Here is a 15,007-nt window from a genome sequence, read left to right on the forward strand (position 1 = left end):
GGGGAACCGCTTCTACCACTGCTCCCTGACGAGTGCCGGGCCGGCGTCCTTGACGGAGCCGGTCCCGGTCAGCGTCATGGCGTCGGTCAGTTCCTCGACGAGGATGTCGAGGACCCGGCCGACCCCGGCCGCGCCGCCGATCGCCAGCCCGTGCAGCACAGGCCGGCCCAGCAGGACCGCGTCGGCGCCGAGCGCCAGCGCGACCAGGACGTCCGTACCGCGCCGCACGCCGCCGTCGAGCAGCACCGGGCCGCGGCCGGCCACCGCTTGTACGACCTCGGGCAGCACCCGTAACGTCGGCGGCACACCGTCGAGCTGCCTGCCGCCGTGGTTGGACACGATCACGCCGGCCGCGCCCGCTTGCACGGCCAGCCGCGCGTCCTCGCCGGTCAGTACCCCTTTCACCAGGACAGGCAGGGCGGTGATCGACCGCAGCCAGCCGATCACCGACCAGTCCAGGTCCGGGTCGAGCTCGTCCCGGCCGTGCGCCGCCGGTGACGCGTAGTCGCCCGGCGCCAGGTTGGCCGGTGCCACGCCGGGCGGCAGCACGAAGCCGTTGCGTACGTCGCGCAGCCGGCGCCCCAGGTGCGGGGTGTCGGCGGTCAGCACCAGCGCCGCGAACCCGGCCCGCTCGGCCCGCTCGACGACCGCGCGGGTCGTCGCGCGGTCGCGGAAGCAGTAGACCTGCAGCCACAGCGGCGCGGCCGTCACCGCGGCGATCTGCTCGAACGCCGTGCCGGCGAACGTGCTGACCACCAGCGGCAGGCCACGCTCCCCCGCGGCGCGGGCGGTGGCCGCCTCGCCCTCCGGATGGGCCATCGTGTGGTACGCCAGCGGCGCCACCCCGATCGGCGCCGCCCAGTCGGCCTCGAGGACGCGGGTGCCGAGGCCGGGACGGCCCGCCCCGGTGAGCACCCGCGGGCGCAGCCACACCCGGTCGAAGACGTCCCGGTTCGCGGCCAGGGTGCGTTCGTCGCCCGCACCGCCGGCCACGAAGTCCCAGACCGGCGGAGACAGGCGCGCCCGCGCCAGCCCGGCGACGTCGTCGAGGGTGAGGGCGTGGTTCATTCCGTCATGACACGGTCGCGCTCGACCGCCTCGTACAGCGCCCGGATGTTCGAGCTGCCGAAGCCACGGGCGCCGCGCCGCTGGATCAGCTCGTAGAAGAGCGTGTTGCGCTCGTGCGGCGACCGGGAGAACAGCTGCAGCAGATATCCCCATTCATCGCGGTCGGCGAGCACGCTCGTGGACCGCAGATCGGCGATCTCCTCGCTCATTCCACCGAGCCGCTCACCGAGCACGTCGTAATACGAAGCCGGGGTGCTCAGGAATTCCACACCACTGTTCCGGTAGTGCCGTACCGCACCCACGATGTCGTCGACCAGGAATGCGAGATGCTGAACACCGGCGCCGTTGTTGCGTTCCAGGAACGCGTCGATCTGCCCGGCGTTCTTCTCCGAATCCGGCTCCAGAATGGTGAACGTGACACCGCCTGACGGGCTGCGGACCACCACCGAGTCCATCGCCTGCCCACCCACCTCGATGTACTCGCTGGAGTAGATCTCCATGCCGAACCCGGCGAGGTAGAACTGCACGCTGGAGGCCAGCGTCGCGGCGTCCACGCAGACCGCCACGTGGTCGAGTTCCTGGATCAGCCCGCCCGGGACCGTCTCGTCCGGACCGTCCGGCAGCAGTGTGTGCCGTACGGCGCCGAAGCCCGAGACAACCGGCTGTGCACCGCCCGTGAACAGGGTCGCCCCGGCCGAGACCGCCCGGTCGCGGGTCGCGGTGACGTCGTCGCAGACGAAGGCGATGTCGGCGATGCCGTCGCCGTGCGCGTCGACGAAGGCGGCCGTGGCCGGGCCGGCGGACACGCGCAGCCGGAACGTCCCCTGCGCCAGGTGGACCGAGTCGAGGCCGGGTCCAGCGGACCGCCCGGTCTCGGTGAACCCGAGGGCGTCCACGAAGTAGTCGAGGCTCGAATTCAGATCCCCGACGTAGAGCTCGACGTATCCGATTCTTTTCACGGGCATGGCAAGAGGCTCGCATATCACGGCGGCCTTTCGAATGCATCACCAGCCTTGCTCCACCGGCACACCACGGCGCTTGGACCGGGCCGCCACAGCAGCGCCGACAGTTCTTTATGGCATTGACCGGCCATTGAATACGCGGTTACCTTCACCGCGAGCATTCGCTGACAAAATCGCCTGGGAAGGCCTCCATTGACTACCTTTCAAGCGACCTTCCTCCTGCTCGATCTCGCACTGATCCTCCTGCTCAGCCAGATCTGCGGCCGGATCGCCCAGCGGCTCGGCCAGCCGGCGGTCATCGGAGAGGTGGTCGGTGGGATCCTGGCCGGGCCGACGCTGCTCGGCGCCGTCTCCACCACGTTGTTCCCGATGGAGGTGCGGCCCTTCCTCACGGCACTGGCGAACGTCGGCGTCGCGATCTTCATGTTCCTCATCGGACTGGAGCTCAACCACCGCAACCTGCGCGGGCAGGGCTCGATCGCCGCGTCGGTCGCGATCAGCTCGATCCTGCTGCCGTTCAGTCTCGGGGTCTGCCTGGCCCTGTTCCTCGCGCCACGGCACGAGGCGGAGCACCGGCTCGGGTTCCTGCTGTTCATCGGCGCGGCCATGTCGGTCACGGCGTTTCCCGTACTCGCAAGGATCTTGACCGATCGTGGTCTTCAGCGGACGACCCTCGGCGGGCTCGCGCTGGCCTGCGCCGCGATCGACGACGTGCTCGCCTGGTCGCTGCTCGCCGTGGTGATCACCGTGGCCGGCAGCGGCGGCACCGATCAGTGGCTTCTCCTGCTCCTGGCCCCCTATCTGGGCGTCATGCTGGGCATCGTCCGGCCGCTGCTGCGTCGCCGGCTCGCCGCAGCCACCGGCATCACCCCCGGCCTGCTGGCCACGTTCTTCATCGGCGCGCTGCTGTCGGCCGCCGCGACCGAGTGGATGGGCCTGCACTTCCTGTTCGGTGCGTTCCTGTTCGGCGCGCTGATTCCACGGGAGGGCACCGGGCTGCTGCGGCGTGAGATCGTCGAGAGCACCCAGCGGTTCAACGGCACCCTGCTGCTGCCGGTGTTCTTCGTGGTCGCGGGATTCAAGGTGGATCTGTCCCTCAGCGCCGGCGGCCTGCTGGAACTGGGACTGATCCTGGTCGTCGCGATCACCGGTAAGTTCGGCGGCGCCTTCCTCGCGGCACGGCTGCACCGGCTGCCACCACGGCAGTCGGTGATGCTGGCGATCCTGATGAACACCCGCGGCCTGACCGAGCTGATCATCCTGATGGTCGGGCTGCAGCTCGGGCTCCTCGACACCGAGCTCTACTCGCTCATGGTCGTGATGGCGGTCGTCACGACGGCGATGGCCGGGCCACTGCTGCGGCTGGCGGGGCTGCGCACACCCGTACCGCCACCGGCAGACGACCTTCCGATCAGCGCTCGCGCCACGACCGATCGTGACGATCGGCATGGATGAGCTCGCGACGTGGCTCGCCGATCCCGACCCGGCGACCTTTCCGTACGCGCCGGTCGTCGCCGGCTTCCACGGCACCGGCAAGCACTTCGTCGCCCAGCACACGCTGAAACAGCTGGCCCTGGCTCGCGAGGCGATACGCGGCACGACGGCCCCGGCGGTGCTGCCGCGCTGGCTCGACGTGCTGCTGGACAAGTGGGACGACCGCTACGACTACCGGTCCTACCTGGCACTGAGTCTGCTGCCGCTGCCCGGCACGGACGCCGGTTCCGCCCTGGTCGCCCGGGACCGCCTGGTGGCCGGGCTCCTCGGTGACGTGCTCGGATTCGAACACGACGCCGCAGCGGGCCGGACCGCGCTGCTGCCGGAGATGCGCCCCGGCCCGGACCTGGTCGCCAAACGGTTCCGGCTCGGGCTCAAGGTGGCCCGGCCGGCATTGGCCCGGCTCGGCGCCGGACCACTGGCGGACGACGACGGCACGGCGGTCACCGGCCTGCGCACCGCGATGCGGCGGCTGCTCGGTCCCGACGAGCTGCGGGCGCTGGACCTGAGCATCCTGCCGGTCTACGTCTCGCACGACGAGTACCTGTTCATCCGGGTGCTGCAGGTCTTCGAGACCACCTTCGCGATGCTCGTGCTGCGGCTGCGGGCCGGCATCACGGCCCTCGACGACCGGGCCTGGGCTGTGGCGGCCGGTCACGTGTCGGTGGCCGCGCGGATCCTGACCGAGTCGGCGCCCACGTTCTCGCTGCTGGCCACCATGCAGGTCGAGTCGTTCCGGACGTTCCGGGAGTTCACGGTGGGCGCCAGCGCCATCCAGTCCCGCAACTACCGGCTCCTCGAATCGCTGTGCCGTCTGCCCGACGACGACCGGCTGGCCTCGGCCGCCTTTCACAACACGCCCGATGTACGCGAACAGGTGCGCCACGGGCTACGGACGCTCGAGCAGGCGTACACCGAGGCTGTCGGACCGGCCGATCGCAACCCGCCGGCCGGCGCCGAACCGGTGGTGGCCGCGTTCCGTGCGTTTGCCGCCGCCGTGCGCCGCTGGCGCCAGACCCACTACCGTCTGGCCGTGCGCATGCTCGGTGACCGCACCGGAACCGGGTACACCGAGGGCACGCCGTACCTGAGCCGCGCCCGCACCATCCCGGTCTTCCTGAACGACGACCTGGACGACGCCGCCGGGGCCGCCGGCCGCACCTGAGCCGGGGCCCTGGCCGGACTCCGCACCGCGGCCTATCCCAGGGCGAGCAGACCGGCGGCGGCCACGCTCGCGCCGTCGGCACGGACCCGCGGGGCCAGATCCCGCGCCGCAGGACCCGCTCGCAGCGCCGTCTCCACCACGCCGGCCAGGGATTCAGCGGTCAGCGGACCGGCCGGGTGGGCCGCACCGATGCCGAGTTCCGCAACCCGCCCGGCCCAGTAGAACTGGTCGTAACGATGCGGAAGGATCACCTGCGGCACCCCGGCCCGCGCGACCGCCGTGGTCGTGCCCGCACCGCCGTGGTGCACGGCGGCCGCGACCCGCGGGAACAGTGCCTGATGGTCGAGCTCGCCGACGACCAGGCAGTCCGGGGCGCCGCCGCCGGCCGACAGCTCGGCCCAGCCCCGCGCCACGATCGCGCGCCGGCCGGACGCCCGCGCCGCGGCGAGCATCGCGTCGCCGACACCGCGATTGCCTACAGGGGTGCTGCCGAGTCCGAAATAGATCGGCGGTTCCCCCGCGTCGAGGAACGCCTCCACCTCCGGCGGCAGGGTGTCGCCGGCGGGCCGGATCCACGCGCCGGTCTGCGTGACCGTGACCTCGCCGGAGCCGGGCCACGGCCCGAGCACCGGGTCGGCGGCGAGCCAGGGACGGGCGGTGAACAGGTGGGCCCGGACATCGTCGACGGCCGCCAGCCCGGCCGCCTTGCGCTGCTCGTTGACGGCGGGTCCCCAGTGCTCGTTCCAGCGGCGGGCGTCGTCGGCCCACTGCCGGCCGGCGTCGGCCGTGGTGTCGCCACCCCAGGCGACCGGCGGCGGGGCGTGGTGCGGCGAGGGCAACGACACCGGGCAGAAGTGCACGTTCAGGTACGGGACACGCAGCATCTCGGCCACCGACGGCGCGGCGAACAGCATCGGCCCGCCGCCGACGATCAGATCACAGCCGGCCGCCACCGCGGGGTACTGCTCGAACTGCAGCGCCACGGTGCCCTCGATCAGCCGGCGCCGGGCCAGGGGTGTCGTGCCCGCCGGTCGCCGCGGGCCGGCTCCGGGCCGCACCGAAGGCCCGAACGGTGTCACCGGCAGGCCCAGTTCCTCGATCCATTCACGGAAGTCCGGCGGTACGCAGAGTCGCGCCTCGCCACCGGCCTCGCGGATCCGCAGTGCCACCGCGACGAGGGGTTCCACGTCGCCGCGGGACCCGATGGTGGACAGCAGAATCCGCATCCCGACCTCCTCGGCGGCACCCCCGGCCCGGCGATTCTCTCGACGGCGCCGATCCCCCGCAAGCCTGTGGGGGTGTGCCGCGACGCGGGCTCCGGCGAGCGTCCAGTGATCCGCGGCTGTGCCTCACCGCCGTCTCAGGTCCGTTGAGACAGCCGTGAGACAGAGCCGGGCCGGTGGAACCGGGCGGCGGCGAGCAGCGCGAGCCGGGCCGGCCCACGCCCCCAGATCGGCAGGTGTGTGGTGTGCAGCAGGATCTCGTCGCGCAGCACGTCCTCGGGACCGTGGCCGGGGTCCCCGGCCGGCACGGACACCGGCGTGACACCCGCCCGCTCGGCCCGCACCCACAGGTCGGTCACCGCACCGTGCCCGCCGAACCGGCCGTCGACACCGCCGAGCCGTTGCAGCAGGTCACGGCGAATCAGGACGGGCGGCGCGGGTGCGAGTTCGGTGAGGCCCAGACAGTATGCGACGGCACGCCGCAGCGACGGCCGCCGGACCGCGCCGCCGTAGAGCCCCGCACCGGGAAACCGCACCGCGAGCGCGTGCAGAACCTCGTCCACCTCACCGCCGACCGCCACCAGCGCGGCCGTCGGGGTGACGGTCGTCATGCCGGCGCCCGGAGCGGCGACACCCCCGGCCGGAATGGAGACGCCCGGCGCGGGAACCCCCGCGGTCGTAGTGGAGACGCCCGGCGCGGGAACCCCCGCGGTCGTAGTGGAGACGCCCGGCGCGAAGGAGCCCGGAGTGCGTAACCCGTCCGCCCGGGCCCAGCGCTCGGGCCGCCGCAGCCGGCTCGCCACCTGCACCCACAGGAACGCCGGGACGTGCGGCCACAGCCGGGGCGCGGCCAGCACCGCCCGCGCGTTACTGCCGGCACCGGCGGCCGGCGACGCGTCGGCGAGTTCGGCGTTGCCCTGACGCCACCGCGCCAGCACCCGGATCAGTTCCCGTCCGGCGGGCAGGACGAGCAACATCCCGGCGTCGTCGACGACCCGGCGTTCCGCCCCGGCGAACCGCGAACGTACGAACGCGTCGTCGGCGATCACGTCGGGGAATTCGCCCCACCGCTGCCGGCCGGCCGCGTTCACCGCGTAACAGCCGCTGCCGACGACATCGCCCTCGACCGAGGGCAGGCGCGACCAGACCGCCCCGAACCCGCGGGCCAGCCGGTCCCCCGGACGCACCAGAACCGGCCGCGGGCCCACCAGCACCGGCCGGCCGGCCGCGTCCATAGCCGCCACCAGCGCGGGCAGCGACCCCGGCGTTAGCACCGTGTCCGCGTCGAGATAGACGACGGGTACGCCACGGAGGTACTCGTTCGCCGCGTTCAGAGCCGCCGGTTTGGACGCGGCCGCGAGCTCCACCACGATGAGGTCCACATCGGCACCGGCACCGGCCGCCCGCGCCACGTCCGCCGTGTCGTCCGTGCACCCGTTCGCCACCACCACGACCCGCACGTCCAGACCCGCCGCGCCGGCGGCGACCGAGCGCAGGCAGGCCCCGATCAGGGCCCGTTCGTCGTGGGCAGGCACCACCACGTCGACGCGGCCGCCCATGGAGATCGACGGCGACTCGGGGGTCAACGGCTGCTCGGGGGTCAACGGCTGCTCGGGACTCAACGGCGGGTCGGGACTCAACGGCGGGTCGGGGCTCAACGGCGGGTCGGGGCTCAACGGCGGGTCGGGGTGAGCCGGCCCGCGGCGTGCACGGCCAGGAAGACGGCGGCGGCCGGCCACGCCGCGGGCTTGGCCAGCAACGACTTCACCACGCCGCGGTGCCGGATGTGATCGTCCGGGTAGGGCGGTCGCGGGGTGAGGCCACCGAGCTCGCGGTTGCCGCGCTGGTAGCGGCGCCTCGCCCGGAGCAGATCGGCCACACCGTCCGGGGCGACCACCTGGTACCACTCGTCGGAGACGACACGGCGCTCGAACGGCGCGAAGTGCCAGCGCACCCACTTGTCGTCGGAGTGCAGGTCGGGCAGCACGTCCCAGCGCGACCGGCCCTCCGCCGACACCGCGTACGCTCCGCAGGTGGCCGGCGAGCGCCGCACGTACGGCAGCTCCCGCCAGATGCGGTAGTAGGCCTGGGTCACCGCGCTCTGGCCGGGAGCCAGCCGGAACCTCGGCACCGCGAAGTGGATGCCGGTGCCCGGAGCCAGGACCGCGAGCAGCGTCGCGACCGCCGACGGCGACAGCGCGGCGTCCTGGTCCAGGTAGAGCCGGGCGCCCGGCGGCAGCAGCCGGTCGGCCGCCCGCATGCCGGCCTGCCTGCCCGGCGCGGTCCGGATGACGATGCACTCGATCCCGGCGGCACGGACCTCGGGCGCCAGGGCGACGGCCCGGTCGTAGCTGTCGGCACGGTCGTCGTTCACCGCGACGACCACGTGCACGTCGCGGGTACGGGTCTGCCGAGCCAGCGAACGCATGCTGCGGTCGAGCATGGTCGAGCCGTGGTGAGTCGGGATGACCACACCCAATCTGGCCACGGTTTCCCCGTTCCGTAGGCGAGATCTGCATCCTCGCACCGTCCGAAGTGGCCTGCCCATGGGCGAACCGGCCGACTTCGATGTCCGAGCGTAGGAATCCGATTCACGTCCCGGCGTGTGAGGGATCGCGTCAGCGGGTGCGGCGGGCCAGGTGGACGATGAGGTCGGCGGTGATCTCGACGGTGGCCGGCAGGACCCGTTCGATGCTGTCGAAGGCCTGCCCGCGGGCCGAGGGCGGCAGCTCCAGGTAGGCCGAGATGGTGGCGAGGTGTCCGATGTAGTCGGCGGCACTCATCGCGAGGCGGCGCTCGATCACGACCTGCCGCACGTCGGTGAACAGGCCGGACAGCAGCAGTTCGGTGCCCGGCCACCACATCTCGGCGCTCTCCGGGGTGCCGTCCGGCGACGGGATCTCGTCGGTGGCGAGGAACGGCGCCCGGGCGATACGGACCGCCTCCTCCACGGCCGGGTCGGAGAGCCGGGCCGGGCCGCCGAACGACGCGAACACGCCACCCGGCTCCAGCAGCTCCGCCATCCGCGTCCAGCGGCCGTCCGGCCTCGTCCAGTGCAGCGCCGCGGCGGCGTACACCAGGTCGAAGCTCTTCCTGGTCTTGATCTCCTCGAACGCCGCACGCATCACCGTCACCTCCGCGGGGACGTGTTTACGCAGCTCGGTGAGCATGCCCTCGTCCGGGTCGGTCGCGGTGACGGCGATGCCGGGCCTGGCGAAGAGGCGAGTGGCCTTGCCGGTTCCGGCTCCGACCTCGAGCGCGGTGCGGATCGGCCGATCCGCGTAGGAGTTCACGAGGTCGAAGAGTTCGTCCGGATAGCCGGGCCGGAACCGCTCGTAGGTCTCCGCCACCGCTCCGAAACTCACCGCGCGTCCTGACACGCCCGGCATCCTGCCACGACCCCGGCTGTCCGCGCCCGCGAATACAGGGTCCGAAGGGTGAGCTTCCGCCTGGCGGCGTACGCCGTGTGCATCGACGACGACCGGGTCCCGCTCGCGGATCCCGGATGCGCCCGTCACGGCCGGCTGGACTCGGTCAGGGCATCAGCAACCGGTTGATCTGCTCGGCCGACATGGGCTCGACGGCGATCGGCTTGGCGGCCGCAGCCCGCAGCCCGTCCAGCATGAAGCTCACGCCGCGGCGCCACGCGTCCGAGCCGGCCGACGCGGCAGCACGGGCGAGCGGCGCGTGCGAGGCGAAGAAGAACAGCAGGTCGGAGGCGGTGAAGTCGGACCGCAGCGAGCCGTCGAGGCGGGCCCGCTCGATGATCGACTCGGCAGCGGCGAACGAGTTGTCGCAGACCGCCATGAGCCGGCTGGCGTCCGGGAACCTGCGCGTCAGCACGTCACCCATGGCCGGGTCGACGGCCTGCAGCTCGCAGACCTCGGTCACGTAGCCGGCGAAGCCCTCCCATGCGCCCGGGCAGGCCAGTGCCCGGCGAGCGGCCTCCCCGAGCCGGGTGGCGGCGAGATCGGCGACCACCTCGTCGAGCAGCGCCTCCCGGGAGCCGAACAGGTTGTAGAGCGTGCCGTGACTCACCCCGGCCCGGCGGGCGATCTCCTTGAGCGAGACCTGAAGTCCCTGTTCTCCGAAGAGCTCGGCCGCGGCGGTACGCAGTCTGGCCGCGTTGCGTTGTGCGTCGGCGCGCATGCCCCTCCGTAACTTGACCCCGCGGTCAACATGTCTGCTACCGTTGCCGCCATAAGTTGACCGCCAGGTCAGAATACCGGAGGTGCGGCCATGCCGGAGATCCCGGCCGAGCAGCCCGTCGACGAGGAGATCACCGTCGAGGAGCTGCCGCAGTTGATCACGCTGGAGGGCTCCGAGGACGCCCCGGTCTGCGAGAACGGAGTGTGCCTGTGAGCATCCGCATCGACGTCTGGTCCGACGTGGTCTGCCCGTGGTGCTACATCGGCAAGCGCCGCCTCGAGACCGCCCTCGACCGGTTCGAGCACGCCGACGAGGTCACCGTCACCTGGCACAGCTTCCAGCTCGACCCGACCATCCCGGCGGGCCACCGCGAACCGGTCCAGGAGATGCTGGCCAAGAAGATCGGCGCGCCCGCCTCGCAGGTCCGCGCCATGACCCACCAGGTCACGCAGCTCGCCGAGGCCGAGGGCCTGAGCTACGACCTGGGCAACGCCATCTCGGTCAACACCCGTGACGCCCACCGGGTGGCACACCTCGCAGGCCAGCACGGCCTCGGCACCGAGATGCACGAGGCGCTGCTCAAGGCCCACCTGTCCGACGCCGCCGTGGTCGACGACCCGGACACCCTGATCCGGCTGGCCACCGAGGTGGGCGTCCCCGCCGACGAGGCCGGCGACGTGGTCCGCGGCACGAAGTACAGCGCCGAGGTCGACGCCGACATCAGCACGGCCCGCAAGATCGGCGTCTCCGGCGTCCCGTTCTTCATGCTCAACGAGAAGTACGGCATCTCCGGAGCCCAGCCCGCCGAATCCTTCCTGGGCGCCCTCCGCAAGGTTCACGCCGAGTCCTGACCGACGCCGGATGCCGGGCATCCGGCCCGTGACGAGCGTCCGGTGACCGTTCGCTTTCATCACCGGGTCCGCCCATCCGGCGTCGACGCACGCCCTCCAGCCTACCGACAGTACAGGTTTGGCTGTACTGTCGCGGGTGTGGAGCTTCTGACGCACGGGTCGGTGCTGGCCCGGTTCGGACATGCGCTGTCGGATCCGACGCGGGCCCGGCTGCTGCTCGCCCTGCGTGACGGGCCGGGCTATCCGGCCGAGCTGGCCGGGCTGCTCGGCTGCACCCGGCAGAAACTGTCCAACCACCTGGCCTGCCTGCGTGGGTGCGGCCTCGTGGTGGCGGTGCCCGAGGGCCGCCGGGTGCGCTACGAGCTCGCCGACGAGCGGCTCGCGCATGCGCTCGGTGATCTGCTCGGCCTCGTGCTCGCCGTCGACCCGGCGGTCTGCGCGGACTCGGACGAGAAGGGGTGCTGCTGATGACCGGGCCGCTGTTCCAGATCCTCCCCACAGGACCCGGAGTGCAGCGGCGGGCCGTTCTCCACCGGCGGGTACGGCTGCTCGTCGCGGCGACCATCACCTACAACGTGGTCGAGGCGGTCGTCGCGATCACGGCGGGCACGGTCGCGTCGTCGACCGCGCTGATCGGGTTCGGTTTGGACTCGATCATCGAGGTGTCGTCGGCCGCGGCGGTGGCCTGGCAGTTCTCCGGCGCCGATCCGGAACGCCGGGAGAGGGCGGCGCTGCGGGTCATCGCGGTCTCCTTCTTCGCGCTGGCCGCCTACGTCGGCGTGGAATCGGTCCGGGCGCTGCTGACCGGGACCGAGGCGGAGCACTCCACGATCGGGCTCGTCCTGGCCGCCGTCTCGCTCGCGGTGATGCCGGGCCTGTCCTGGGCGCAGCGGCGCGCCGGACGGGAGCTCGGGTCACGGTCGGCGGTCGCCGACTCGAAGCAGACGCTGCTCTGTACGTACCTCAGCGGGGTCCTGCTCGCCGGTCTCGCCGTCAACAGCCTGTTCGGGTGGACCTGGGCCGACCCGGTCGCCGCCCTGGTCATCGCCGCCGTGGCGCTCAAGGAGGGCCGTGAGGCCTGGCGGGGCGACACCTGCTGCTCCCCCGCCACGACAGCGGGACGGCGCGGACACCCGGAGGCCCCCGGGTGTCCGCGAGAATCGGGTCAGCGCAGCGAGTCGACGTCGATGACGAAGCGGTAGCGGACGTCCGACTTCATCACTCGCTCGTACGCCTCGTTGACCTCGTCGGCGCCGATGACCTCGACCTCCGGCGCGATGCCGTGCTCGGCGCAGAAGTCGAGCATCTCCTGGGTCTCGGCGATGCCGCCGATCGACGACCCGGCGAACGAGCGCCGGTTGCTGAACAGCGTGAACACCCCGACCGGCAGCGGCTCCGGCGGCGCACCGACGCTGACCAGCGTGCCGTCGAGAGCCAGCAGGGACAGGTAGGCCTTCATGTCGATCGGGGCGCTGACCGTGTTGATGATCAGGTCGAACGTGTTGCGGAGCGTCTCGAACGTGGCCGGGTCGCTGGTGGCGTAGTAGTGCTTCGCACCGAACGCCAGGCCGTCGTCCTTCTTGCTCAGCGTCTGTGACAGCACGGTCACCTCGGCGCCCATGGCCACGGCGAGCTTCACGCCCATGTGCCCGAGACCGCCCATACCGACCACGGCGACCCTCTTGCCGGGCCCCGCCTTCCAGTGCGCAAGCGGCGAGTACGTGGTGATGCCGGCACACAGCAGCGGCGCGGCGGCCTGGTGCGGGATGCTCTCCGGCACCCGGAGCACGAAGTCCTCGTCGACGACGACATGGGTCGAGTAGCCGCCCTGGGTGACGGTGCCGTCACGGTCGACGCTCGCGTACGTGCCGACGTTGCCCGTGAGGCAGTACTGCTCGTACCCGGCCTTGCAGTTGTCGCACTCCCGGCAGGAGTCGACCATGCAGCCGACCCCGACCCGGTCACCGATCGCGTGCCGGGTGACCGCGGCGCCGGCCTCCCGGACGTGCCCGACGATCTCGTGTCCGACGGTGAGCGGATAGGGCACCTCGCCCCACTCGCCGCGCACCGTGTGGATGTCGGAGTGGCAGATGCCGGCGTAGCTGATCTCGATCAGGATGTCGCGTGGCCCCAGGTCACGCCGTTCGATCGTGGTACGGACGAGCGGCTCGGTGGCCGAGGGCGCGGCGATGGCGTTGACGGTAAGGATGGCACTTCTCCGATCGGACTTGCGTTTTCCTTCACTTGATCACGTACCAGCTAACCTGATCCGCATTTCGCCCGCCACCGCTGAAAGGTGTACCAGTAGTACCGTCTCAAGACATCGACGGGCTCGACATGATGGAGCAGAATGTCGGGTGCGCCGTATGACCGACCGGTGAGAGGACGTTCCATGAAGGTGAGAACCATCCTGTCGCTGGCCGCGGCGTCACTCGCGATCGCCGGGTCCGCGGTGGTGCTGAAGACACCGCTGGACGCCACTGCCGGGGGCGGCGGCTCCGGCGCGGTCCTCGTCATCGTCGACAACGGCACATTGATCCCGGTCACCGACGATGTACGGGTGGACTGGGACTGCCCCGACTACGCGGCCGACAGCTGACGGGGCTTCGCCCGATCGCCGTACGTCGATATGGTGTCGGGCGTGAGACTTCGCATCGTGGCAGTTCTCTGTTCCCTGCTGGTTACCCTCTCGCCAGCCGCGGCGGCCCGCGCCGCGGCCGACCCGCTGCTCGATCAGCTGGCCGCCGTTCCCGGACTCACCGTCGTCTCTGAGACCCAGGGCACCGGTTACCGGTTCTTCGTCATGACCTACCGGCAGCCGGCCGATCACCGGCACCCCCGGGCGGGCACCTTCGAGCAGCGGCTCACGCTGCTGCACCGGTCGGAGGCCGGTCCGGTGGTGCTCTACACCAACGGGTACGGCCTGGCCGCCAGCCCGCGCCCGACACAGACCGAGCCGACCGCGCTGCTGAACGCCAACCAGCTGTCGGTCGAGCACCGGTTCTTCACGCCGTCACGCCCGGCCGAGGCGGACTGGTCGGACCTGACGATCTGGCAGGAGGCGACCGACGAGCACCGGATCGTCAGCGCGTTCAAGAGCGTCTACGACGGGCGCTGGATCCAGACCGGCGCGAGCAAGGGTGGCATGACCTCGGTCTACCACCGGCGCTTCTATCCGAACGACGTCGACGGCGTGGTCGCCTACGTCGCGCCGAACGACGTGGTGAACCCGGCCGACCGGGCCTACGACCGGTTCTTCGACACGGTCGGCACGGCCGAGTGCCGTACCGCCCTCGACGACGTGCAGGCCGAGGCGCTGCGCCGGCGGGACCGGCTGGTGCCCCGGGTGGCCGCCGACGCCGCCGCGCAGGGCCGGACGTTCGAGCGGACCATCGGCACCGCCGACCGGTCGTTCGAGATGACCGTGCTGGACGCGGTGTGGGCGTTCTGGCAGTACAGCCTCGAGGCCGACTGCGCGTCGGTTCCGGTGGCGGCGACCGCCACCGACGACGAGATCTACGGCTGGATCGACACCGTGGCCGGCTGGATGTTCTACACCGACCAGTCGCTGGAGTACTACTTCCCGTACTACTTCCAGGCCGCTTCGCAGCTGGGCTGGCCGAGCCTGAAGTTCGAGCACCTGCGCGGGCTGCGCGAGTACCCGGGGCTGTACACGGCCAACTCGTCGCTGCCGGCCGAGCTGCGTCGTCACCACAACCCGCTGCCGATGGTCGACGTCGACTTCTGGGTGCGTACGGCCTCGCAGCGGATGCTGTTCGTGTACGGCGAGAACGACCCGTGGGGCGCCGAGCAGTTCACGCCGAGCCGGCGTGACTCGGCCGTCTTCACCGCGCCGGGCGCCAACCACGGCGCGAACATCTCCCGGCTGAACCCGGCCGACAACGCCGCGGCCACGGCGATGCTGCGCCGCTGGGCGGACGTGCCGGCAGTGGCCACCCTGTCGGCGTCGGACGTGCCGCTCGACGACATGCTCACCGACCGCCGCCGCCTCGACCGCAAGTAGACGCGGAAAACTCCGCCGATCCGGTCCGGCCCACGATGACATCCTCTGCACCGTGGGCCGGACTGCCATCA

At 71.7% G+C, this 15,007-nt stretch carries 16 protein-coding genes; 8 read left to right on the forward strand and 8 right to left on the reverse strand.

The annotated features are described in order from the left end of the window. Positions 1–12: 12 nt before the first annotated feature. On the reverse strand, positions 13–1,068 hold the full coding sequence (locus tag CLV67_RS48365; RefSeq protein WP_106330748.1) for an alpha-hydroxy acid oxidase: 1,056 nt from the start codon (positions 1,066–1,068) through the stop codon (positions 13–15). Beyond that, complete coding sequence (locus tag CLV67_RS48370; RefSeq protein WP_106330749.1) at positions 1,065–2,033, reverse strand: VOC family protein; 969 nt, start codon at positions 2,031–2,033, stop codon at positions 1,065–1,067. The genes CLV67_RS48365 and CLV67_RS48370 overlap by 4 nt, the downstream gene beginning before the upstream one ends. 189 nt (positions 2,034–2,222) lie before the next feature. Between CLV67_RS48370 and CLV67_RS48375 the strand changes: the two genes are divergently transcribed. Together CLV67_RS48375 and CLV67_RS48380 are read left to right on the forward strand one after the other, a co-directional pair. Then, positions 2,223–3,485 (forward strand): cation:proton antiporter, encoded by a 1,263-nt coding sequence (locus CLV67_RS48375; protein WP_106330750.1) that lies wholly within the window; start codon positions 2,223–2,225, stop codon positions 3,483–3,485. Then, on the forward strand, positions 3,478–4,689 hold the full coding sequence (locus CLV67_RS48380; protein WP_203737850.1) for a tryptophan 2,3-dioxygenase: 1,212 nt from the start codon (positions 3,478–3,480) through the stop codon (positions 4,687–4,689). Before CLV67_RS48375 ends, CLV67_RS48380 begins: the two co-directional genes overlap by 8 nt. Before the next feature lie 32 nt (positions 4,690–4,721). On the opposite strand, the gene CLV67_RS48385 is transcribed toward CLV67_RS48380, so the two are convergent. From CLV67_RS48385 to CLV67_RS48405, 5 genes are all read right to left on the reverse strand, one after another. Further along, positions 4,722–5,915 carry a glycosyltransferase gene (locus CLV67_RS48385; protein ID WP_106330751.1) on the reverse strand — a complete coding sequence of 398 codons (1,194 nt, stop codon included), beginning with the start codon at positions 5,913–5,915 and terminating at the stop codon, positions 4,722–4,724. Positions 5,916–6,049: 134 nt separating this feature from the next. Further along, positions 6,050–7,534, reverse strand: a complete 1,485-nt coding sequence (locus tag CLV67_RS48390) for a glycosyltransferase (protein WP_170154287.1) — start codon at positions 7,532–7,534, stop codon at positions 6,050–6,052. A 50-nt stretch (positions 7,535–7,584) separates the two neighbouring features. Next, positions 7,585–8,400 carry a glycosyltransferase family 2 protein gene (locus CLV67_RS48395; RefSeq protein ID WP_146169622.1) on the reverse strand — a complete coding sequence of 272 codons (816 nt, stop codon included), beginning with the start codon at positions 8,398–8,400 and terminating at the stop codon, positions 7,585–7,587. A gap of 130 nt (positions 8,401–8,530) precedes the next feature. Next, positions 8,531–9,277, reverse strand: coding sequence for a class I SAM-dependent methyltransferase (locus tag CLV67_RS48400; RefSeq protein WP_307833910.1), 747 nt, complete (start codon positions 9,275–9,277; stop codon positions 8,531–8,533). A gap of 169 nt (positions 9,278–9,446) precedes the next feature. Then, positions 9,447–10,061, reverse strand: a complete 615-nt coding sequence (locus CLV67_RS48405) for a TetR/AcrR family transcriptional regulator (protein WP_106330754.1) — start codon at positions 10,059–10,061, stop codon at positions 9,447–9,449. 90 nt (positions 10,062–10,151) lie between these two features. Between CLV67_RS48405 and CLV67_RS54515 the strand changes: the two genes are divergently transcribed. The 4 genes from CLV67_RS54515 (at position 10,152) to CLV67_RS48420 (ending at position 12,114) form a co-directional block, all read left to right on the forward strand. Beyond that, positions 10,152–10,274: a hypothetical protein gene (locus tag CLV67_RS54515; RefSeq protein WP_275414987.1), complete on the forward strand. Its 123-nt coding sequence runs from the start codon at positions 10,152–10,154 to the stop codon at positions 10,272–10,274. Then, positions 10,271–10,912 (forward strand): DsbA family oxidoreductase, encoded by a 642-nt coding sequence (locus CLV67_RS48410; protein WP_239166951.1) that lies wholly within the window; start codon positions 10,271–10,273, stop codon positions 10,910–10,912. Before CLV67_RS54515 ends, CLV67_RS48410 begins: the two co-directional genes overlap by 4 nt. Positions 10,913–11,050: 138 nt before the next feature. After that, on the forward strand, positions 11,051–11,380 hold the full coding sequence (locus tag CLV67_RS48415) for an ArsR/SmtB family transcription factor (RefSeq protein ID WP_106330755.1): 330 nt from the start codon (positions 11,051–11,053) through the stop codon (positions 11,378–11,380). Next, entirely contained in the window at positions 11,380–12,114 is a 735-nt protein-coding gene (locus CLV67_RS48420; protein WP_106330785.1) for a cation diffusion facilitator family transporter, read from the forward strand. The genes CLV67_RS48415 and CLV67_RS48420 overlap by 1 nt, the downstream gene beginning before the upstream one ends. Here CLV67_RS48420 and CLV67_RS48425 read toward each other — a convergent pair. Further along, positions 12,078–13,121, reverse strand: coding sequence for an NAD(P)-dependent alcohol dehydrogenase (locus tag CLV67_RS48425; protein WP_106330756.1), 1,044 nt, complete (start codon positions 13,119–13,121; stop codon positions 12,078–12,080). The two genes, CLV67_RS48420 and CLV67_RS48425, sit on opposite strands and share 37 nt — an antisense overlap. A gap of 183 nt (positions 13,122–13,304) precedes the next feature. Here CLV67_RS48425 and CLV67_RS48430 point away from each other — a divergent pair, with 183 nt between their 5' ends. Then, positions 13,305–13,511 carry a hypothetical protein gene (locus CLV67_RS48430; protein ID WP_106330757.1) on the forward strand — a complete coding sequence of 69 codons (207 nt, stop codon included), beginning with the start codon at positions 13,305–13,307 and terminating at the stop codon, positions 13,509–13,511. Between the two features lie 42 nt (positions 13,512–13,553). Then, positions 13,554–14,936, forward strand: coding sequence for a S28 family serine protease (locus CLV67_RS48435; RefSeq protein WP_106330786.1), 1,383 nt, complete (start codon positions 13,554–13,556; stop codon positions 14,934–14,936). Positions 14,937–15,007 lie beyond the last annotated feature (71 nt).

The sequence above is a fragment of the Actinoplanes italicus genome (genome assembly GCF_003001815.1).
Lineage (GTDB): Bacteria > Actinomycetota > Actinomycetes > Mycobacteriales > Micromonosporaceae > Actinoplanes > Actinoplanes italicus.